The sequence below is a fragment of the Mycobacterium sp. NGS68 genome, from assembly GCF_059812195.1.
Genome location: NZ_JCALCE010000041.1, coordinates 1 through 20,604 on the forward strand (window position 1 = coordinate 1; position 20,604 = coordinate 20,604).

Here is a 20,604-nt window from a genome sequence, read left to right on the forward strand (position 1 = left end):
GTCCGACCCTCGAGCCCCCGGAGTGCGTGTGCGCGCGAGGTGGCCGCTTCGGTCATCATTCCGACGTCCGTGCCCGCCGAAATGAATCGCAGACCCAGGTCCACGAAGCGTTGCAGCAGGTCAAGAGACTTGATCCCGGCCACACCGAGCGCCACGCCATGAGCATGACAAGCCGCTGCGACAGACCTTACCGCATTGTGGAAACGCTCATTCTCATACTCCCCGTGGATGCCCATCTCGGCGGTCAGATCGCTGGGCCCGATGAGGATCAGGTCGACGCCCTCGACGGCGGCAATGGCGTCACTGGCGTCGACCGCCTCCGAAGTCTCGATCATGACCGCGACAACCGTGTGCCGCTCCAACGCCGCGGTCAACTCGGTCGCCGACCTGACCCCATACCCGCTGACCGCATTGGGACCCGAGATCGACCGATGACCGATCGGCGGAAACCGCGCCGCGGCGACCACCGCCTGAGCTTCCGATTTCGAATTGACATGCGGAACAATCACTCCCACGGCGCCGCAGTCAAGTACGCGCGCGATCACGCTCGGGTCATGCGAGGGCACCCGCACCAGGCCCGAGATGCCCGCACCGACTGCACCGGCGCACAGCATCGCCGCCGTCTCCAGAGATGTGGCGGTGTGCTCCAGGTCGACGTAGACCGCGTCGTATCCACAGGCTGCCGCGATCGACGGAACGTCGGGAGTGCGGGAGTTCAGCAGCGCCAGGCACAACACGAGGCGATCACCGCGCAGCGCCTCCCGCAAAGAACCCGGCACAACGCCACGTTAGCCGACCGGAGAACCCCGTCTCCATCTTTTCGGAAACGCCGTTATCCATGTGATAACCATGACGCATGCCGTCTAGCAGAGTCGCGATCGTGGGCGCAGGGCTGTCCGAATGCGGTCGCGTCCCCGACAAGACGGCGATGGGGCTGATGGCGCAGGCGTCGCGTCGCGCGGTCGCCGATGCCGGCCTGACCAAGGACCACATCGACGGCTTCGGGGCGCACGGCACGCTGCTGCCCCCCGTCGAGGTCAGCGAATACCTCGGCCTGCGTCCTTCCTGGGTCGACGCCACCAACGTCGGCGGATCCTCGTGGGAGGTGATGGCGCGGCACGCCACCGCGGCGGTCGCCGCGGGAGACGTCGGCGTCGTGTTGCTGACCTACGGCTCCACAGCGCGCTCAGACGTCAAGCGCCGGGTGCGCGCGTCGGCGGCCGCGATGGGCACGGGTGGGGCCATCCAGTACGAGGCCCCCTACGGGCCGACGCTGATCGCCAAGTACGCGATGGCCGCCCGGCGACACATGATCGAATACGGCACCACCGTCGATCAATTGGCCGAGGTCGCGGTGGCCGCGCACGAGTGGGCCGCCATGAACGAGCAGGCTTTCGAGCGCGAGCGCATCACCGTGGCCGACGTGCACGCGGCGCCGATGCTGGCCGACCCGTTCACCGCCAAGCACGTCTGCCTGCGCACCGACGGCGGCGGGGCGGTGGTGCTGGCCAGCGAGGCGGTGGCCCGCGACTGCGCCAGGGAGCCGGTCTGGATCCTGGGCGCCGCGGATGCGGCGTCGCACGTCAGCATGAGCGAATGGCGCGACTTCACCACGTCGGCCGCCGCGGTGTCCGGGCCCCGCGCCTTCGCCCGGGCCGGCGTCACCCCGGCCGACATCGACGTATGCCAGCTCTACGATTCGTTCACCTCGACGATCCTGCTCACCGTCGAGGATCTGGGATTCTGCGCCAAAGGAGAGGGCGGAGCGTTCATCGAATCGGGTGCACTGCGGCCGGGCGGGTCGCTGCCGACCAACACCGACGGCGGCGGGCTCGCCTCGTGTCATCCCGGCATGCGGGGGATGTTCCTCATGGTCGAGGCGGTCCGCCAGCTGCGCGGCGAATGCGGCAGCCGCCAGGTCGCCGACGCCCGCCTGGCGTGCGTGCACGCGATGGGTGGGTTTTTCACGCACAGCGCCACGATGATTCTGGGGAGGCAGTGATGACGGACGCGGACCGGCCGACCATCGACATCGACAGCCAAACGTGGTGGGCGGCCGTCCAGGACCACGCGCTCATGGTCAACGCGTGCCGCAGCTGCAACCAGAAGTCGCTGTACGCCAGGCCTTTCTGCCCGTACTGCTGGGCAGAAGACGTGGAGCTGACCCCGGCCAGCGGCGAGGCGCGGCTCTACACCTGGAGCGTCGTACACCAGAACGCCGCGCCCTTCGACGCGCGCACGCCCTACGTGATCGCAATGGTGGACCTGGCCGAAGGACCACGGCTGATGACCGTGGTGGAGGACTGCGCCGTCGAGGACCTGCGCGCGGACCTGAAGCTCGTCGTCGCCTTCCGCGAGGACGACGATGGCTTCGCCGTCCCGGTGTTCCGTCCCGCGTGAGCCGCTCAGCCCGCGGTAACCAGCCGATCCGCAAGTGCGCGCGGCCGTCCCGCGGACGCGGTGTCGAGCCTGTTGCGCTCCACCTTTCCGGCGGCGTTGACCGGTAGCGGTTCGTCCCAGAACACCAGTTCCTCGGGCAGTTTGTACTTCGGCAGTCCCATCCCCAGCAGCGCGTCGGCGACTGCCGGTAGCGATAGGTCGACGCCGGTGTCCAGCACGAGCGCGAGGGCGAGTCGCTCGCCGGTGGCCGCATCGGCGACGGGGTACGCCGCGCACTCGCGCACCCCGCCGATCCGGGCCACCGCCTCCTCTACTTCGGCGGCCGGAATCTTCAGGCCGTTGCGTATCACGATGTCCTTCAGCCGGCCAACGATGCGCACTCGGCCGTCGACGAGTTGCGCAAGGTCGCCGGTGCAAAACCAGTCGCCGTCGAACGCATGCGCTTCATCGTCGGCGTCGGTGTAGCCGAGGAACGCGTGCGGCCCACGGATGCAGCACTCCCCCGGGTCACCCGCCGAGCCCACACGCACCTCGACGCCATGCAGCGGTCTGCCGTCGTCGTGGTGGCGCAACCGCCTGGGCTCGGTCCGCGTGCCGGACGCGCTCACCGGAACCTCCGAGGACCCGTACGCACGCATGACGACGATCCCGAAGTCGCCCTCGGCGCGCGCCACGATCCGCCGGTCCAGCATGGCCCCGCCCAAATACACCGCGCGGAGCGGGATCTCACTGCCCCGGGCTACCGCCTCGTCGAGCAACCGGTCCAGCAGCCGGTCCGGACCGCCGTACCAGGTCGCCCCCGAGGCGACCAGCAGATCGCACGTTGACGCCGGATCCCAGCGATCCTCCAGCACGACGGGCGCCGACAGCATCGGGCCGACGAACACGGCCTGCAGCACGCCGGTCACCGACGCCAGCGGACTGATCAGGAAGATCCGGTCGTCGGGCCGCAGCCCGGCGGCCGCGATGTAGTTGGCCGACGTCGTGGTCAGCGTGCTCTGCGAATGGATCACGCCCTTGGGTGCGGACGTCGTGCCCGACGTGTACAACACCAGCGCCGGCTCGTCGGCGCCGCGCCGCGGCCGCCTAGTGACATCGGGCGGCACACCGTCGTCCACCGTGATCCACCGGCATCCCGACAGGTGCGCGTCCGCCACACCCGGCCAATTCGGTGCCACACCGAAGCGCGCGCCGGAGCGCGCGAGGATGTCGGCGACCAGGGCCGGGCCGGCGCTCCGCGGCACCAGCAGCGGGACGGCGTCCAGACGCAGCGCGGCGTGCACCGCCACCACCGAATCGGGGTCGTTGCCGAGCACGAGCAGCACCGGGGTCTCTGCGGCGACACCGCTCTCCGCCAAGGCATCGCAGCCACGATCGACGCGGTTGTCCAGTTCGGCGTAGGTGAGTTCGCCGCCCCGGCGCTTCAGCGCGAGCCCATTGGGATGCCGCGCCGCGGCCGCGCGAACGACGTCGAGGGGTTGTGACGACCACAGCCCCTCGGCGCGGTAGCGGAGCCGCCGATCCTCGGCGCGCCGCCGCGCGCGTTGCAGCAGCTCGGCCGGGCCGCCCATGTCATGTCCTCCGATGCAAATGAAAGTTCTCTTTAGCAGTAAATGTAACCTCTCATCCATGCAGACAATGACTTTCGATGGCCAGGTGGCGATTGTGACCGGCGCCGGAGGCGGACTCGGACGCTGCCACGCGCTCGAGCTGGCCCGTCGCGGCGCCCGGGTAGTGGTCAACGACCTGGGCAGCGCCGTGGACGGCACCGGAGCATCGATATCGGCGGCCCAGGCGGTGGTCGACGAGATCGCCGCTGCCGGCGGCACGGCGATCGCCAACGGCGACTCAGTGGCCACCGAGCAGGGCGGGGCGGCGATCGTGGCGGCCGCCAAGGATGCCTTCGGCCGGGTGGACATCCTGGTCAACAATGCGGGGATACTGCGCGACGCCGCGTTCAAGAACATGACCGCCGAGCAGGTAGATGCCGTCATTGCCGTGCACCTGTCCGGCGCGTTCCACGTCACCCGCGCGGTCTGGCCGGCGATGCGCGAGCAGGGTTACGGACGGATCGTCCAAACCACCTCGGGCACGGGACTCTTCGGCAATTTCGGGCAGGCCAACTATGGCGCGGCCAAGATGGGCCTGGTCGGCATGATGCACGTGCTCGCCATCGAAGGCGCCCGAAACGGTATCGCCGTCAACGCGATCGCGCCGATAGCGCGCACCCGGATGACCGAGGAGATCATGGGCGAAGCGGGCAAGGCGATGGACCCCGAACTGGTCACGCCGGTGGTGGTGTACCTGGCGCACCGCAGCTGCGACCGCACCGCACACATCTACTCGGTGGGTGCCGGCAAGGTGTCGCGCGTCTTCATCGGTGTGACCAAGGGCGTCGAGGACACCGGACTCACCGCGGAGTCGGTCGCCGAATCCATCGGTCAGATCGATGATCCGGCCACCTTCACCATTCGGGGCGGGCCCACCGCGGCCTGAGCGAACCGCGCTTCCCGCTGGCGAGAATCGATATTCTCTGAATTCAGAAAAGATACTATCCTGGTCCGGCAATGCCCGTGCCGCGCGGTGTCAGGCCGCGCGATCAGGTTTCGGCCGGCGCGGGCATCGACGCAGTCCGGCTCGAACCCACCCGCAGAGGACGACATGACCACAGCACCGGCCCCGTCGGGCTCCGCCTCGCGGCACGCTCGGGAGGTGGCGCGTGGCGGTGAGTGAGCTCGACGAGCTACGCGGCACCGTGCGGGAGTTCCTCGCCGAAAAGTCCCCCAGCGCCGAGGTCCGCCGGCTGACGACGACCGAGGCGGGCTACGACCAGAAGGTCTGGCTGCAGATGGCCACGGAGCTGGGGCTACATGGAATCGCGGTGCCCGAGCAGTGGGGCGGAGCCGGCGCGGGCATCGCCGAACTGGCGGTGGTCTTCGAAGAGATGGGCGCCGCGCTGTTGTGTGCCCCCTTCTTCAGCACCGTCGCGCTGGCCGCTCAGGCACTGCTGGCCACCGGGGACCGGGAGGCGATCAACGAGTTCATGCCGGCCATCGTCGATGGTTCGGGGACCGCGACGTTGATCCTCAACGGGCGGCTGGATGCCTGGGACCCCGCCGCCGTCACACTGACCGCCCGACGGGACGCTGACGGCCACCGGGTCGACGGCGCGGCGGCCCTGGTGCTCGACGGGCACACCGCCGACGTCATCCTGGTCGCCGCCAACACCGAAGCCGGCGTTTCGCTGCTTGCCGTGGGCGCGGACGCCGACGGCGTCATCCGGGAACCGCTGGCCGGGCTGGACCGTACCCGCAGGATCGCCCGGGTCCGGTTCGACGGCGCCCCCGCCCGGCTGATCGGCGCCGACGGCACCGCGGAGCCGGCACTGGCCCGCGCCTCGGACCTGGCCCTCGTCATGCTGGCCGCAGAGCAGGTCGGCGCCGCCCAGAGGTGCCTCGACATGGCGGTCGGCTACGCCAAGAACCGAATCCAGTTCGGCCGGCCGATCGGTAGTTTCCAGGCCGTCAAGCACCGGTGTGCCGACATGCTGATCCTGGTCGAGGGCGCTCGCTCGGCCGCCTGGAACGCCGCCGAGGCCGCCTGGAACGCCGAGGCCGCCGGGCTGCCCGTGGCCGCGTCCGTCGCGAAGATGGTGTGCTCGGAATCGTTCCTGCAAGTCGCGTTGGACAACATGCGCGTCCACGGGGGCATCGGATTCACCTGGGAACACGATGCCCACCTCTACGTACGACGGGCCAAAGCCAGCCAGTTGGCCTTCGGCAGCCCCCACTTCCACGCGCAGCGGCTGGCCGAGCTGGTCGCCTCCTGAAAGGACCTGCAATGACGATTTCGTATTCGCTTGAACTTCCCACCCAACGCGTCGACGCGCAGCAGGAGTTCGTCAGCGCGACGGCGGTCGCCGAGATCGCTCAGGCCGCCGAGGCCTGCGGGTACGCCGCGGTGCACGTCACCGACCACCCCGCCCCCGACGCCAAGTGGCTCGACCACGGCGGCCACCACGCACTCGACCCGTTCGTCGCGCTGTCCTTCGCGGCGGCGGCGACGTCCGGGGTCAAACTGCTGACCAACGTCTACATCGCCGCCTATCGCAACCCGTTTCTGGGCGCCAAATCCATCCAGAGCCTTCAGGTGCTATCCGGTGACCGCCTGATCCTGGGGACCGCCGCGGGCTACTTGAAACCCGAATTCAAGGCCTTGGGAATCGATTTCGATGCTCGCGGGAGCCTGCTCGACGAGGCGTTGGACGTGCTCGACGAGGTTCTCGGCGGCGGGGACGTCGCCATTGAGGGCAGCTCATTTGCCGCGCGCGGGGTGCGGTTGCGGCCGCTGCCCGCGCGGCCGCCGATCTGGATCGGCGGCAACAGCAAGCCCGCCGTGCGCCGCGCGGTGGGCCGGGCGCAGGGTTGGGCGCCCTTCAACACGTTCGGGTATGCCACTGCATCGCGCACCGCCGAGATCTCGACGGCCGACGAACTCGAGGCGGCGATCGCCTGGGCCACGGACTACGGTGCCTCGATCGGCCGGACCGAACCGTTGGACATCTGCTTCTCGGCGGGAAACCTGTTGGACGACAACAAGTCAACCGACGAACGCCACGCCACCATCCAGCGGCTGGCGGACTGCGGCGTCACCTGGCTGCCGATCGCACCGAGGGGGAACGACCGCGCCGAGTACATCGAACGCGCGCGAGAGTTCGCCAAGGAATTCATCGCAGCCTGAACTCGATCCACCCTGTATGGAGCTTGCCCGGCGCTGGTGATAACGTCATTCTCAAACATCGTAAACGGTCATATTCACTGTTCTCAGGAGGGTCGGCCGATGTCCCCGCGTTCACTTCCCTACCCCGTGTTCGACATCGACAACCACATGTACGAAAGGGAGGACGCGCTCACCAAATACCTGCCCAAGCAGCACCGCGGGAAGGTCGGCTACGTCGAGGTCAACGGACGCCCCAAGTTGGTCGTCAAGGACCACATCAGCCACATGATCCCCAACCCGACGTTCGCGCGGGTGGCCCGGCCCGGCAGCGCGGAGGACTACTTCCTGGGCAACAATCCCGAGGGCCTCAACTTCCGCGAATTCGTCGGTGAGGCAATGGATGTCATCCCCGCATTCCAGGACCCCGGCCCCCGCCTCGAGCTGATGGACGAGCTGGGCATCGACCGCTGTGTGATGTATCCGACGCTGGCGAGCCTGATCGAGGAACGGACCACCGACGACGTCATGCTCACCCATGCCGTCATGCACGCGCTCAACGAGTGGATGCACGAGCACTGGACATTCGACTACGAGGGCCGGATCTTCGCCACACCCGTGATCACCCTGCCGATCGTCGAGTTGGCAATCGAGGAATTCCACTGGTGCATGGAGCGCGACATGAAGACCTTCCTGATCCGGCCCGCTCCGGTGCCCAGCCGGTTCGGCGGCTCCCGCTCCATGGGACTGCCCGAATTCGATCCGTTCTGGGAGGAGGTGGTCAAGGCGGGCATCCCCGTCACCATGCACGCTTCGGACAGCGGCTACCAGAAGCACCTCATGGAGTGGGAGGGCGGCGACGAGTACCTGTCGTTCAAGCCGAGCGCACTGCGCGAGGTCGTGATGGGCCACCGCGCCATCGAGGACAGCATGGCGGCGCTGATCTGCCACGGCGCGTTGACGCGCTTCCCCGAGCTGAAGGTCCTGTGCGTCGAGAACGGCAGCGGCTGGGTCCGCGGATTGCTCGACCAACTCGACACCGCCTACCGGATCATGCCCAAGGAGTTCGACGAGCATCCGGTCGAGGTCTTCAAGCGCAACATCTACATCCACCCGTTCCTGGAGGACGACGTCGCGGGCATCGTCGACATCATGGGCGCCGACCACGTGTTGTTCGGGTCCGACTTCCCGCATCCGGAGGGCATCGGCGATCCGCTGAGCTTCGTCGACCGGCTCGACGGCGTGTCCGACGAGGACACCGCCAAGATCATGGGCGGCAACGCGATGGAGCTGTTCGGCATTCGCGTGTCGGCGTGACCACGGTGCCCACCAAACCCCTTCGTTACGAAGGAATCTCGGACTTCGAGGCCCACGTCGGTGAACACCTCGGCTACAGCGGCTGGCACGAGGTCACCCAGCGCGAGATCGACCTGTTCGCCGAGGCCACCGGCGACCATCAGTGGATACACGTGGATGCTGAAAAGGCCGCCCAGGGCCCGTACGGCAAGACGATCGCCCATGGCTATCTGACGTTGTCGTTGGTCCCCCTCCTGGTGCGGGAGATCTACCAGGTCACCGGGCTGTCGATGCAGGTGAACTACGGCGTCGACAAGCTGCGGTTCCCCGCCCCGGTGCCGGTCGGTTCTCGCATTCGCGCCGGCGCCGAGTTGATCCGTGTCGCACGCTCCGACGGCGGCGGGCGGGCCACCGTGCGAGTGACCGTCGAGGTGGAAAATTCAGACCGGCCGGCATGCGTGGTCGACACGATCGCGGCGATGCGGGAAGCGCGGTAGGACCCTCGACGGACTGATCAGGTGGTCGCCCGAACCGGGACGTGCGACCATCCGAAGACGTTGGACATCGCCACGCGCCTGCATTGGTCGCGGTCCACCTCGTACGACGGCAGCAGGTCCAGCAGCGCCTGCAGCGCGATGCGGCACTCCATCCGGGCCAGCGCCGCGCCCAGGCAGCTGTGAATGCCGTAGCCCAGCGCGAGGTTGAAGCCCATCTTTCGGTCCCGATCGATGTCGAGCACGTCGGGCTCGGCGAACTTGCGCTCGTCGCGCGTCGCGGATCCGGTGACCAGCAGCACGGCGCTTCCCGCTGGAATGGTGTTGCCGTGCAAGGTGACATCCCGCGTGGCGCAGCGCACCTGATACTGGGACGGCGCCTCGTACCTGAGCAGTTCCTCGATCGCAGCGGGTATCTTGCTTCGGTCGGCGCGCAGCTTGCGCCACTGGTCGGGAAAGTCGGTGAACGCCACCATCGCGTTGCCGATCAGCTTGGTGACCGTTTCGGCACCGGCTCCCCCGAGCATGGTCGCGAAGCCGGTGATGTCGACGTCGGTGAGCTTGTCCACCTGACCGTCCCGCTCGACCTCGGTCTCGATCAGCCGGCTGATCATGTCGTCGCACGGTTTCGCTCGACGCTGCCGAACAAGGTCGTAGTAGTACAGCCCGGTGTTCACCGAGGCCTGATAGCCCTCCGGGCTGATGGCAAGCTGGCCGGGGCTGCGCGCGAGCAATTGGTCGAGCCAGAGCCGGATCTGGTGCCGGTCCGGTTGCGGCACTCCCAGCATCGTGGTGATGACCTCGTTGGGAAAGATCGCCGAGAATTCGGCGACCACGTCGAATGAGGTGGGCTCCAGCGCCCTCACGCAGTCGTTGACCTTTTCGCGCACCATGTCTTCGAGTGCGGCGATGGCGCGCGGGGTGAACACGCTGCTGACCAGTTTGCGCATCTTCTGGTGCTCGGGCGGATCCATCGAGATGATCACCTTGGGCACCGGGATGGCCTGTTCGGGCGCGTTGACCATGTCCAACGTGGCGCCCTTGGCCGACGAGTAGGTCTGGTGATCCTTGGTTGCCGCCGCCACGTCGTCGTAGCGGGTCAGGGCCCAGAAGTCCCAAGCGGCGTTGTAGTAGACCGGCGCGTGGTCGCGCAGCCACCGGTATGTGTCCCACGGGCCGTTGAAGAAGTCCTCGGAGAACGGATCGAAATCGACCGCGCCCGCGGCCGAGTTGCCGTCGCTCACAGCACCGCCCGATCCTCGTACTCGACGTCGGAAATGATACGGGCCTCCAAGTCCACGACGATAACGACTATTTACGATTTTGAGAATGACACTTTCGATCGACTTTGTAAATTTCAGTAGGCCACGTCGGGCCGGCTATCCCAGGGAGGTTCGACGCCGGCGTCGGAAACAAGAACGGGTGTTCTCGTTTACCGGAAAAGCAACTATCCTGCAGGAACCATGCCCTTCCCTACCATCGCCCCGACGATCCCCGCGCTGGTGCGATCGAGTGCGGAACGCTTCGGGAACAAGCCATGTGTGATCGCCGACGGGCAGCAGTTGACCTACGCCGAGCTCGAGGCGCGTTCGGCGCTGCTCGCGCGGGCGTTGCTGGCCGAGGGCATCGGCAAGGGCGACCGCGTCGGGATACTGATGCCCAACGGCATCGAGTGGGTGCTGTCGTGGTTCGCGACCACCCGCATCGGGGCGGTCGCGGTGCCGCTCAACACGTTCTACAAGCCCGCCGAACTGTCCTGGACCGTGCGACACGCAGATCTCGGCGCGATCCTGACGGTCCCATCGTTCGGCCTCCACGACCTCGTCGCGCGGCTGGAAGAGGCGCTGCCGGGCCTGTCCGGGCAACGCACGCCGGGGCGGTTGGCGGTCACAGCGGCACCCTGTCTGCGCGCCATCGCGGTGTGGGGACCCAGTGAACGGGACTGGGCAACTCCGCTCGGCCGGGCGGCCGAATCCGAAAGCCCCCGGATCGACGCCGAATTTCTGGCGGCGGCCGAATCGTGCGTGACGCCCGCCGATGACCTCACGATCATCTATACCTCGGGCAGCACGGGCGACCCGAAGGGCACCGTGCACAGCCAGGGCGCATTCGTGCGTCACACGTTCAACCTCACCCACCTGTATCTCGTCGCACCGGACGATGTGCTGTTCACCGCCATGCCGTTCTTCTGGGTCGGCGGGCTGATCACGGGCCTGCACGCGGTAATTCACCACGGCGCGACGCTGGTGACCCAGGCGGCGTTCGACGCCGCGGGGGCGCTCGAACTCATCGAGCGGCACCGGGCAACCATCACGCTCGGCTGGCCGCAGCAGGGCAAGACCCTCGCTGCGCATCCCGACTTCGCGCGCCGCGACCTGTCGTCGGTCCGGCGCACCAGCATGCCGGCGATGGTCCCGCCGGACCGCCGCCCCACCGGGACCGACTCGTTGGGCATGACCGAACTCTGCGGCAATCATCTGGGCGTCGACCCGTATCTCGCTCAGCCGCCGACGCGCACCCGCACCGGCGGCCCTTCGGTCGAGGGGCTGACGCACCGCATCGTCGACCCCGACACCGGGCGCCCGGTTCCCGCCGGCACCACCGGAGAGATCTGGGTGCGGGGCTATTCCCTGATGCAGCGACTGCACAAGCGCGAGCGCGAGGACGTGTTCACCGCCGACGGCTTCTATCGGACCGGCGACTGCGGCGTGCAGGACGAGGACGGCTGGATCACGTTCACCGGCCGCCTCGGAGACATGATCAAGACCGCGGGCGGCACGAATGTGACGCCGGGCGAGGTCGAACTCGCGCTCACCGCGTGCGAGGGCGTGCTCGAGGCCTACGTCGTCGGCGCCGAGGACGGTGACGCCGGCACCGTGGTGGCGGCCGCGGTGGTCGCAGGCGGCACGGGCGGCCTGGACGCCGAGGTGTTGCGCAACTCGGTGCGTGACCGGCTGTCGACGTACAAAGTGCCCAAGTTCATCTGGGTGGCCGAGAAGCAGGAGCTACCCTTCACCGCGACGGGCAAGGTGCGGAAATCGGAACTGTCGCAACGGCTGAGCACGCTGATGGCCGGCCGTTAGCCTCGACCGCTTGCGAAAGGACTTGGGACTATGCGGGAACAGTTGCGGGACCGGACACTGCGGGTGGCCGTCATCTCCACCGGCGGCGTGGGCACGCTGGCGTTGCGCGCCATCGCCGGGCGCCCGCAGTTGCAGCTGGTCGGCGTGTGGGTGCACAGTGCCGACAAGGCCGGGCGCGACGCGGGCGAGCTGGTCGGTTTGGGACCGATCGGCGTGACCACCACGGGTGACCTCGACGAGATCATCGCGCTGCGACCGGATTGCGTCCTCTATGCCGCTGCCGGCCCGGAGATGGATGCCGCGGCGGTCCGCGACTACGTCCGGATCCTGCGGTCGGGCATCGACGTGGTGACGACCAGCACGCCGGGAATGATGTTCCCGGCCAGCTGGATTCCCGGATTCGCCGACGACGTGCAGCAGGCGGCGCTGGCCGGCGGCGCCACCATCTACAACTCGGGCATCGAACCCGGTTTCGCCGGCGACCAATTCGCGGTGGTGCTGTCGACACTGTCCAACACGATCACCTCGGTGCGCGCCCAGGAGATCTTCGACTACTCGGCGTACCCCAACGAGTACCTCATGGTCGACGCCATGGGCTTCGGGAAACCGCTCGACTACACGCCGCTGATCGCCCTCAACGGCGCGCAGCGGTTCGCCTGGGGACCGCCGATCGGTCTGGTGGCGCATGCGCTCGGAGTCACGGTCGACGACATCACCGAGAAATACGAGCGGGTCACGACTCCGCGCGAGCTGCACGTCGCGTGCGGCGTCATACCGGCCGGCACGTGTGGCGCGGTGCGCGCGGAGACGACGGGTGTCGTCGACGGCAAACCCCTGATCACGATCGAGCACATCAACCGGATGGCGCCCGATCTGGCTCCGCAGTGGACCTCGGCACCGCACGGCACCTACCGGATCGTGATCGAAGGGCAGCCCCGCATCGAGTGCGACCTGCGGCTCGGTACCGGCGAATCCGCCGCCGCCGCCAATGATGCCGGGATGGAGGCCACCGCCATGCGGGTGGTCAACGCAATCCCCTACGTGGTCGACGCGCCGCCCGGCATCGTCACGTCGCTTGACCTTCCGGTCACGGCTCCACAGGGGGCCGTCAGCGTCGCCGCGCAGTCCTTCCCGCTCAATCCCACACCACGTCCAACCGCGGCGGGGAACGGAACATGACACCGGTCACGTAGGGCGCCGGCGCATCGGGATCCAGCCGTAATCCCGGCAATTCGTCGAAGAGCGCGTTGAAGATCTTGGTGGTCTCCAGGCGAGCCAGGTGCATGCCCAGGCAGACATGGGCACCGTGGGCGAATCCGATGTGCGGCTTGCGTTCCCGGAAGATGTCGAAGGTCTCTGGATTCGCCCAACGGGTCTCGTCATGGTTGGCGCTGCCCAGGCTCAGCATCATCGTCGCGCCCTTGGGAATCGCGACGCCACCCAACTCGGTGTCCACCGTGACTTCCCGCATGAAGTTCAGCAGCGGTGTCTCCCAACGGATTCCCTCTTCGATCGCCTGCGGCAGCAGGGTGCGGTCGTGCCGCACGGCGTCCAGCTGGTCGGGATGGGTCAACAGCGCCATGCCCAGGCTTGCCATCGAGCGCGACGTCGTCTCGGCACCGGCGGGCAGCAGGTTGCGCATGAACCCGATGATCTGCTCGTCGGACATCTTCACCCCGTTGACCTCGGCCCGGGTCAGGATCGACACCATGTCGTCGCAGGGCTCGCAGCGGCGCTCGGCGAGGATGTCGACGAAGTACGCCTTCATCTCCGCGGAGGCCCGCATGGCGCACTCCATGTCGCCGCGGAACCCGAGCAGGTCGATCGCCAACCGGTGGAACTCGCCGATGTAGGCCTCCGGAAGCCCCAGCAGCGCGGCGATCACGCGAACCGGAATCGGCATGAACACCGTGTCGACCAGGTCGGTGCGCTTCCCGTCCTTGAACTTGGCGATGGTGCGGTCCACCAGCGGGCCGACGAGTTCGGCGTCCCAGCGCGCCATCGACGAGCGCGCGAATGCGAACTCGTGCAGCCTGCGGTACACCGCGTGCTCGGGCTCCTGCATCTCGAGGATCGTCGGGCCTTGCAGGGGACGCACCACGTCCTCGTAACAGCGGGTGCTGTAGGTGAGGTTGTCGGTGAATACCGCCTTGACGGCGTCGAACGTGTACGCAGTGAAGGTCATCGGGCCGTCTGCCGACTGGCCCATCATGCCGAGTTCGGGCCATCCCGCGTGTACCGGACTCTGCGCCCGCAACGCGGCCAACAGCGGATAAGGGGAGGCATCCCCGTCCGCGCCCATCCGAGCGTTGAACTTGTCCTGCGAGTCCCGGATCCGTTGATCGAGGTCCTCGGTAGCCGCCGACTCCGCCATGGTGCACCTCCGAAACATGTGCGCGACTCGCATCAACATACACCCTGGTGGTTGCTGCCCCGCATGTTGTACGTTGACTTGGCCGCCCGGTGCCCGCAGGGTGAAAGCTCAACGAGGAGCACTCCATTGAGAAATCGGACAACTCGCGTCGTACAGTGGGCCACCGGGGCCGTCGGACGGCACGCGTTGGCCGAATTGATCGAGAATCCCGATTTCCAACTCGTGGGCGTGCTGGTCTACGACCCCGACAAGGCGGGCCTCGACGCCGGTGCGCTGTGCGGGCTGCCACCCACCACCGGGGTGCCGGCCACGACCGACAAAGACGCGATCGTCGCATTGGGCGCCGACGTAGTGGTCCACGCGGCCAGCAAGGCGCACGCAGTGGAGACCAACGCGCAGGACATCTGCCGGTTGCTGGCCGCCGGCAGCAACGTCATCACCACCACGTCCTACAACCACCTGCCGACCTACGGCACGCAGACCGAGACGGCCTTCGCCGAGGCGTGCCGGGCCGGCGGGTCGCGGTTCCATGCCGCCGGCGAGAACCCCGGGTTCATGTTCGAGCGGCTCATCGCGACCCTGACGGGGCTGAGCAAGACGATCGAGCGCATCGACCTCTACGAGGCCACCGACGTGTCGGCGGTGCCCAGTCGGCCGATGCTGGTCGACCTGATGGGCATGGGCCGTCCCCCTGAGGACGTGGCCATCGATTCGCCGATCATCAAGAAACTCGACATGGCCTACCGGCAGACGCTGAATGCCACCGCGGATGTCCTGGGCGTCACGTTGTCCCACATCGACGTCGCGGTGGACGCGACCACGCTTACGCACGACATCGAGATCCCGATCGGCACGATTTCAGCCGGTACCGTCGTCGGACAACGCTTCTCGTGGGTCGGCCACCTCGCGGGCCGCCCGCTGCTCGCGGTGCACGAGGAGTGGGTGCTCACCCGCGACCTGCCGCAATGGGGCCTGCGACCCCTGGCGCCAGGTGATAAGGCGCCGCTGATCCGCGCCGTCGTCAAGGGCATGCCCAGCTTCGAACTGCAACTCGACGTCGGGTCGGATGACGTGGCGTCGGATGACGTGGCCCCGACCGGCCAGCACGCGATACCCGGACACCTCATGATCGCCATGAGCGCTGTGCGCGCCATTCCCGACGTGCTGGCCAGGCCGCCCGGGATCGTCACGGCGCCGGTGTTCGGAGCGCTGCGACTGGGCGCGCCGCGTTGACGCTTATTGCGGATCGGGGTGCGCCGCACCGATCAATTCCCGGCCGCCCCGGGTCGCCCGCCGCGCGACAGGTAGTCACTCGGGGCGGCGTGGAAGACGTGGCCACTGGCGTCCGGCAGCACCCGGCGGGCCACCAGGTAGTCGACGCCCATCCACCCTTGCCGGATGTAATGGCCGAAGCGCAAACATGTTCCGGGTGCGCCGCTGGCACTGGGGACCAGCTTCACGTCTTCGATCGCCTCCTTGACGCCGGCACCGGTGAGCGGTCGGGCGCCCGCGAGCCCGCGGACGATCACGGTCGCGACGTCATGGCACAGTCCTGGCATGAAATACCGCCGACGGTGGCCGTACCGCGCCTCGAACCGGTCCAGGAAGGCCTGGCCCACCTGGTTTCGCTCGTCGTAGCTGTCCAGCCCGATCCAGCCTGCGAGGTGTCGCATCCATTCGTCGCTGATATGCGCCATTTCGAACGCGGTGGTCGTATAACGCGGCGGATCCCAGTCCGCCACCGCCAGTGCGTCGTTGAATCCCCAGAGTCCGTGTCCGAATCCCACGTGCACGATCGCGTCCGGCGCTGCGCGGCGAAGCTCGGCGACGGCTGCGACCTTGTCGGTTTCCACCTGCGGTATGGCGACGGTGGTGACCAACTGCAGCCCCGCCTCGGTATAAGCCCGCTCGGCGTAGGCAAGGTATTCCTTGCCGATCAGCGAGGACTCCCACGCGATCGCGATGCGCCGGTGACCGTCGCCGCACAGCACTGCGGCGAGCATGCGTGGTTCCTCGGGCATCGACCCGTTGTTGAGTGCGAAGCACCACTCCCCAAGCGCGCCTTCGGAACCCGACAAGACGATGATCGGCACCTTGGCGACCCGCTCGACGTGCGACCGCAGCGGCACGGCGTTGTCCGAGACGTAGGGCCCGAAGATGACCAGACAGCCCTCGGCGACGAGTTCGTCGAAGGCCCGTTCGACCGCGTGGTAGGTGCCGTTGGGCAGGCCGACCACGTCGCGTCGCACCAACTCGACGGGCCGGTCGATCAGACCCGCGGCCAACGCCTCCTCGAACACCAACTTGAGCGCGTCCACGGTGTCGTCGTCGGTGTCTGCCTGGGTCGGATAGTCGTTGAGCAACCCGACGCGCAGCGGAGCCACCGAACCGTACCCACGCACCGCCCCGCGAGCCATACCCCGCAACATACATGATGAATGTTGCTACGATCACAGACTATGGCCAGACGAGGCGGCACGGCCGACGACCGCCGCGCCCGCGGCGACCAGACCCGGCGCGACCTGGTCGACGCCGGACGGGCACTGTTCGTCGAGAAGGGCTACTTCAACACCAGCATCGGCGACCTGGTAAACCGGTCCGGGGTGGGCACCCGCGGTGCGTTCTACCACCACTTTCGCGACAAAGCCGAGTTGTTCCGCGCGGTCTTCGAGGAGGTGGAACGAGACCTCACCCTGCGCTCCATCGCCAGTCCGCCCCAGGGCGCCGATTCGTGGCAACGCCTCAGCCATGGCCTGCACGGGTTTCTCGAGTCGGCCACCGAACCTGAGGTCCAGCGCGTGATGCTGCTCGACGGTCCGGTGGTCCTCGGCTGGCGGTCGCTGCGGGCGATCGAGCGGGACAACAGCCTGGCGATGATCAACGACATGGTGCGCGACGCGATCACCGACGGGGTCATCGAGGATGAGCCGGTCGAGGAACTCACACACGTCCTGGTGGCCGCCGTCGAGGAGGCCGCGCTGCTGGTCGCGCATTCGGCGGATCCACGCCGCGCCCGCGAGCGGGCCGCCAGAATCCTGGATCGGGTACTGCTCGGCTTTACGCGAAGAAATCGAAAAGCTTTCCACCAGTGACGGTTCAACCGAGGCAATCGACATGGACGAGCGGATGAAAATCACCGTTTCCGGTGCGGGATTTCGTTGGTTCGCCATCTGATAGCGTCGCTTTCAACCTGCTCCAAGGAGAACCATGCAGCCAGAGGACATGATCCTGGTCCGCGCCGATGACCCTCTCGAGTTCGATGCCTGAGCGGCTGCGGGTCGCGGTCGTCGGGGCATCGGCGGGTCTGGGCCGGTGCATCGGCACCGGCATGGCCGAGCGCGGTGCCCATGTCGCACTGCTCGCCCGCCGACGCGAGCGGCTCGTCGACGCCGCCAAAGAAGCCGGCAACGGCGCCGTGGCCATCGTCTGCGACGTGACCGACGCGGCCGCGTGTCAACGCGCATTCGGTGAGGCCGTCGAAGCGCTGGGCGGCCTCGACGCCATGGTCTACAGCACCGGCATCGGCATCCTTGCCCCGCTGGCCGACGTCAGCGCTGAACAGTGGGCACAACTGTTCGCCACCAACGTGATTGGCGCCTCACTGGCGACCGCGGCCGCCGCTCCGCACCTCGCCGCCGCCGGCGGATCGGCCGTGTACCTGTCGTCGCTGAGCGCGTCGTACTCCACGCCCTGGCCGATGCTCGGCGCCTACGCGGTCAGCAAGGCCGCCCTGGACAAGCTCGTCGAAGCATGGCGGGTCGAACATCCCGGGATCGGCTTCACTCGCCTCTCCGTGGGCGACAGCGTGGGCGGCACCGGCGACTCGCAGACCGAATTCAACAAAGACTGGGATCCCGCGACATTTGCCACCGCGATGAACTTCTGGCTGGAACACGGCTACATGCAGGGTGGTCTGGTCGACGTGGATCATCTCACCGGCATGGTCGATTCGATCATCCGTTGCGGCAACAGCAGTTTCATCCCCTACCTCGTCCTGGCTCCCCGCCCGTCCAACGCCGTCAAAGAGCGCTTCTCATGACGCGGGAACACCTCACCTGCCCTGAAAGCGGGCGGGTCGCCGCTGCGCGAATGACAGTAAGCCCTCCTGCAGGTCGGCGGTGTGCGAAACCACTTCGGCCGCCCAGGCTTCCTGTTCGAAGGCACGTTGACGGCCCGATTCCGACGACACCGACAGCAGACGCTTGGTGAGCGAGAGCGTCACGGTCGGCCCCTGGGCCAGCCGCCGCGCCCAGTCTTCCGCGGTGCCGTCGACGTCATCGGCGGGGACCACGCGGTTCACCAGTCCCAGCCGCTCACAAGCGTGGGCGTCGACGGGATCGCCCAGCATCAGCAGTTCGGCGGCCCGGCGCAGGCCGACGATGCGCGTGAGCAGGTGGACGGCTCCCGAATCGGGCAGGATGCCGCGGTGGACGAAGGTTTCGACGATCTTCGCCTGATCGGACATCACCACGAGGTCGCAGGCGAGCACCAGGCTCGCGCCCGCGCCGGCCGCCGTGCCGTGCACCGCGGCCACCACCGGCTTGTCGCAGTCGAGGATGGCGACGATCAATCGCTGCCAACCCTGTTGCAGCATCCGGGCAATGTCTCCGGGCAGACGTGGCTCCGCGGGCGCCCCGGACGGCGTCAGTCCCGCGCCGGTGCAGAAATGGCGCCGGCCGGCGGCACTGAGCAGCACCGCGCGCACCTCCCGAGCATCGTGCGCGCGCTGGAACGCGTCGAGCAATGCGTCACGCGCCAAGGGCGACAACGAATTACCCACATCCGGGCGATCAATGGTGATACGGCAGACGCCGTCCTCGCCCACCGACGCCCGGATTCCCGGCTGGTCTTCGGTCATCTCACGGCCTCATCTCGAACCAGTGTTAACGGCGTTTCCGCTTTTCGGGTATCTTAATTTCCATCCTCACATCCCATCCTCACAGCGAGGGTGTCTGCAGCCACAAGGAGGAGGGCGCTTGATGGCGGATGCCGGCCAGATCACCGACGAAGGCCTCGCCAGGTTGCGCGCCACAATCGGTATCGCCGTTCCCCATACCAGGCCCCCGCACTACCTTCGCCCGAACGAGGATTGCTTCCGCCATATCGCCGAATGCTACGGCGACCCGAATCCGCTGTGGACGGATCCCGAATATGCGGCGAAGTCGCGGTGGGACGGACCGATCGCGCCGCCTCCGTTGGTGGGCGGTGACACCCTGATCGGCGAAGACGAAGTCACCGAGCTCTCGGACGAGGACCGCGCACTGACCAAGGGGGACCCACTGCGCGGTGTGCACGCCTTCTACTCGGGAGCCGCGCGCGAGTGGTGGGCACCTCTGCGCGCCAACCACCGGGTATTTCGGCGCAATGCCCTGGTCGCCGCGCTGGACAAGAGCAGCGATTTCGCCGGACGCGCTATTCACGAGTGGTCGGCACAGGTCTTTCGCGACGACGACGGGACCATCCTTGCAGGCCAGTACCGCAACATGATTCGAACCGAGCGAAATAAGGCCCGCGGCCGCAAGAAGTACGACGGTGTCGAACTCAAGACGTGGACCGAAGCCGAAATCGCCGAGATCGACGAACGATACGCCCGCGAGGAACCCCGGGGTGCGCTGCCGCGCTGGTGGGAGGACGTGCAGGAGGGCGACGACCTCGGCCCGCTGACCAAGGGTCCGCTGACCGTCACCGACATGGTCTGCTGGCACGTCGGAATGGGCATGGGCCTGTACGGGGTGCTTCCGCTGCGGTTGGCATGGCAGAACCGGCAACGGATTCCGCGCTTCTACACCCCTAACGAAGAGGGCGTCCCCGACGTGCAGCAACGCGTCCACTGGGAACCGACTGCGGCACGAAACGCCGGTAACCCCACCACATTCGACTACGGCCGAATGCGCGAAACCTGGCTGATCCACCTGTGCACCGACTGGATGGGCGACGACGCCTGGTTGTGGAAGCTGGATTGCGAATTCCGGCTTTTCAACTACGTGGGCGACCTGCATACGGTCCGGGGCAGCGTGACGCGCAAGTACCTCGCCGACGGCAACCGGCCGGCGGTCGACGTCGACCTCGCCGCAACCAATCAGCGCGGCGAGCTCACTACCCCGGGCCACGCCACAATTCTGTTGCCCAGCCGCCGATACGGCCCGGTGCAGCTGCCCGATCCGCCCGGGGGCGCCACCAACCTGCCCGACCTGCTCGACGCCGTCGCAGCGGATTTCGCGAACCGCTAGCCCCGGATGAC

General features: G+C 67.6%; 19 protein-coding genes. 13 read left to right on the forward strand and 6 right to left on the reverse strand.

Annotated elements, in window-relative coordinates; all coding sequences use genetic code 11:
• On the reverse strand, positions 1–779 hold a 779-nt coding region (locus AC5Y5V_RS27525), incomplete at its 3' end, for an HpcH/HpaI aldolase family protein (RefSeq protein WP_499941511.1).
• Positions 780–856: 77 nt separating this feature from the next.
• On the opposite strand from AC5Y5V_RS27525, the gene AC5Y5V_RS27530 reads away from it, so the two are divergent.
• Together AC5Y5V_RS27530 and AC5Y5V_RS27535 are read left to right on the forward strand one after the other, a co-directional pair.
• The gene (locus AC5Y5V_RS27530; protein ID WP_499941513.1) at positions 857–2,002 is read left to right on the forward strand and encodes an acetyl-CoA acetyltransferase; all 1,146 of its coding nucleotides are present in this window, start codon (positions 857–859) and stop codon (positions 2,000–2,002) included.
• Positions 2,002–2,400: a Zn-ribbon domain-containing OB-fold protein gene (locus AC5Y5V_RS27535; RefSeq protein WP_499941515.1), complete on the forward strand. Its 399-nt coding sequence runs from the start codon at positions 2,002–2,004 to the stop codon at positions 2,398–2,400. The genes AC5Y5V_RS27530 and AC5Y5V_RS27535 overlap by 1 nt, the downstream gene beginning before the upstream one ends.
• A gap of 5 nt (positions 2,401–2,405) precedes the next feature.
• Here the strand turns inward: AC5Y5V_RS27535 and AC5Y5V_RS27540 are convergent, their stop codons facing one another.
• Entirely contained in the window at positions 2,406–3,971 is a 1,566-nt protein-coding gene (locus AC5Y5V_RS27540) for a class I adenylate-forming enzyme family protein (RefSeq protein WP_499941517.1), read from the reverse strand.
• 58 nt (positions 3,972–4,029) lie between these two features.
• Between AC5Y5V_RS27540 and AC5Y5V_RS27545 the strand changes: the two genes are divergently transcribed.
• The 5 genes from AC5Y5V_RS27545 to AC5Y5V_RS27565 all read left to right on the forward strand — a co-directional run bounded on the left by AC5Y5V_RS27545 (position 4,030) and on the right by AC5Y5V_RS27565 (position 8,909).
• Positions 4,030–4,896: an SDR family NAD(P)-dependent oxidoreductase gene (locus AC5Y5V_RS27545; RefSeq protein WP_499941519.1), complete on the forward strand. Its 867-nt coding sequence runs from the start codon at positions 4,030–4,032 to the stop codon at positions 4,894–4,896.
• A gap of 223 nt (positions 4,897–5,119) precedes the next feature.
• Positions 5,120–6,229, forward strand: a complete 1,110-nt coding sequence (locus AC5Y5V_RS27550; protein ID WP_499941521.1) for an acyl-CoA dehydrogenase family protein — start codon at positions 5,120–5,122, stop codon at positions 6,227–6,229.
• A gap of 11 nt (positions 6,230–6,240) precedes the next feature.
• Positions 6,241–7,140 carry a TIGR03619 family F420-dependent LLM class oxidoreductase gene (locus AC5Y5V_RS27555; RefSeq protein ID WP_499941523.1) on the forward strand — a complete coding sequence of 300 codons (900 nt, stop codon included), beginning with the start codon at positions 6,241–6,243 and terminating at the stop codon, positions 7,138–7,140.
• Between the two features lie 99 nt (positions 7,141–7,239).
• Positions 7,240–8,433, forward strand: coding sequence for an amidohydrolase family protein (locus AC5Y5V_RS27560; RefSeq protein WP_499941525.1), 1,194 nt, complete (start codon positions 7,240–7,242; stop codon positions 8,431–8,433).
• A complete protein-coding gene (locus AC5Y5V_RS27565) occupies positions 8,430–8,909 on the forward strand; it encodes a MaoC family dehydratase (protein ID WP_499941527.1) in 480 nt (159 codons plus the stop codon). The genes AC5Y5V_RS27560 and AC5Y5V_RS27565 overlap by 4 nt, the downstream gene beginning before the upstream one ends.
• Before the next feature lie 17 nt (positions 8,910–8,926).
• On the opposite strand, the gene AC5Y5V_RS27570 is transcribed toward AC5Y5V_RS27565, so the two are convergent.
• Positions 8,927–10,150: a cytochrome P450 gene (locus AC5Y5V_RS27570; RefSeq protein ID WP_499941529.1), complete on the reverse strand. Its 1,224-nt coding sequence runs from the start codon at positions 10,148–10,150 to the stop codon at positions 8,927–8,929.
• 219 nt (positions 10,151–10,369) lie between these two features.
• Between AC5Y5V_RS27570 and AC5Y5V_RS27575 the strand changes: the two genes are divergently transcribed.
• Positions 10,370–11,989 carry a class I adenylate-forming enzyme family protein gene (locus AC5Y5V_RS27575; protein WP_499941531.1) on the forward strand — a complete coding sequence of 540 codons (1,620 nt, stop codon included), beginning with the start codon at positions 10,370–10,372 and terminating at the stop codon, positions 11,987–11,989.
• 30 nt (positions 11,990–12,019) lie between these two features.
• Positions 12,020–13,168: an NAD(P)H-dependent amine dehydrogenase family protein gene (locus tag AC5Y5V_RS27580; protein WP_499941533.1), complete on the forward strand. Its 1,149-nt coding sequence runs from the start codon at positions 12,020–12,022 to the stop codon at positions 13,166–13,168.
• On the opposite strand, the gene AC5Y5V_RS27585 is transcribed toward AC5Y5V_RS27580, so the two are convergent.
• Complete coding sequence (locus AC5Y5V_RS27585) at positions 13,125–14,363, reverse strand: cytochrome P450 (protein WP_499941535.1); 1,239 nt, start codon at positions 14,361–14,363, stop codon at positions 13,125–13,127. The genes AC5Y5V_RS27580 and AC5Y5V_RS27585 overlap by 44 nt on opposite strands.
• A 126-nt stretch (positions 14,364–14,489) precedes the next feature.
• Between AC5Y5V_RS27585 and AC5Y5V_RS27590 the strand changes: the two genes are divergently transcribed.
• Complete coding sequence (locus AC5Y5V_RS27590; protein WP_499941538.1) at positions 14,490–15,596, forward strand: NAD(P)H-dependent amine dehydrogenase family protein; 1,107 nt, start codon at positions 14,490–14,492, stop codon at positions 15,594–15,596.
• Positions 15,597–15,628: 32 nt separating this feature from the next.
• Here the strand turns inward: AC5Y5V_RS27590 and AC5Y5V_RS27595 are convergent, their stop codons facing one another.
• Positions 15,629–16,780 carry an ABC transporter substrate-binding protein gene (locus AC5Y5V_RS27595; RefSeq protein WP_499941540.1) on the reverse strand — a complete coding sequence of 384 codons (1,152 nt, stop codon included), beginning with the start codon at positions 16,778–16,780 and terminating at the stop codon, positions 15,629–15,631.
• Between the two features lie 42 nt (positions 16,781–16,822).
• On the opposite strand from AC5Y5V_RS27595, the gene AC5Y5V_RS27600 reads away from it, so the two are divergent.
• A complete protein-coding gene (locus AC5Y5V_RS27600; protein WP_499941542.1) occupies positions 16,823–17,455 on the forward strand; it encodes a TetR/AcrR family transcriptional regulator in 633 nt (210 codons plus the stop codon).
• Positions 17,456–17,604: 149 nt separating this feature from the next.
• Positions 17,605–18,402 carry an SDR family oxidoreductase gene (locus tag AC5Y5V_RS27605; RefSeq protein WP_499941545.1) on the forward strand — a complete coding sequence of 266 codons (798 nt, stop codon included), beginning with the start codon at positions 17,605–17,607 and terminating at the stop codon, positions 18,400–18,402.
• A 12-nt stretch (positions 18,403–18,414) separates the two neighbouring features.
• On the opposite strand, the gene AC5Y5V_RS27610 is transcribed toward AC5Y5V_RS27605, so the two are convergent.
• Positions 18,415–19,221, reverse strand: a complete 807-nt coding sequence (locus AC5Y5V_RS27610) for an enoyl-CoA hydratase/isomerase family protein (RefSeq protein ID WP_499941547.1) — start codon at positions 19,219–19,221, stop codon at positions 18,415–18,417.
• Positions 19,222–19,342: 121 nt separating this feature from the next.
• On the opposite strand from AC5Y5V_RS27610, the gene AC5Y5V_RS27615 reads away from it, so the two are divergent.
• A complete protein-coding gene (locus AC5Y5V_RS27615; RefSeq protein WP_499941548.1) occupies positions 19,343–20,593 on the forward strand; it encodes a hotdog family protein in 1,251 nt (416 codons plus the stop codon).
• Positions 20,594–20,604: the final 11 nt, after the last annotated feature.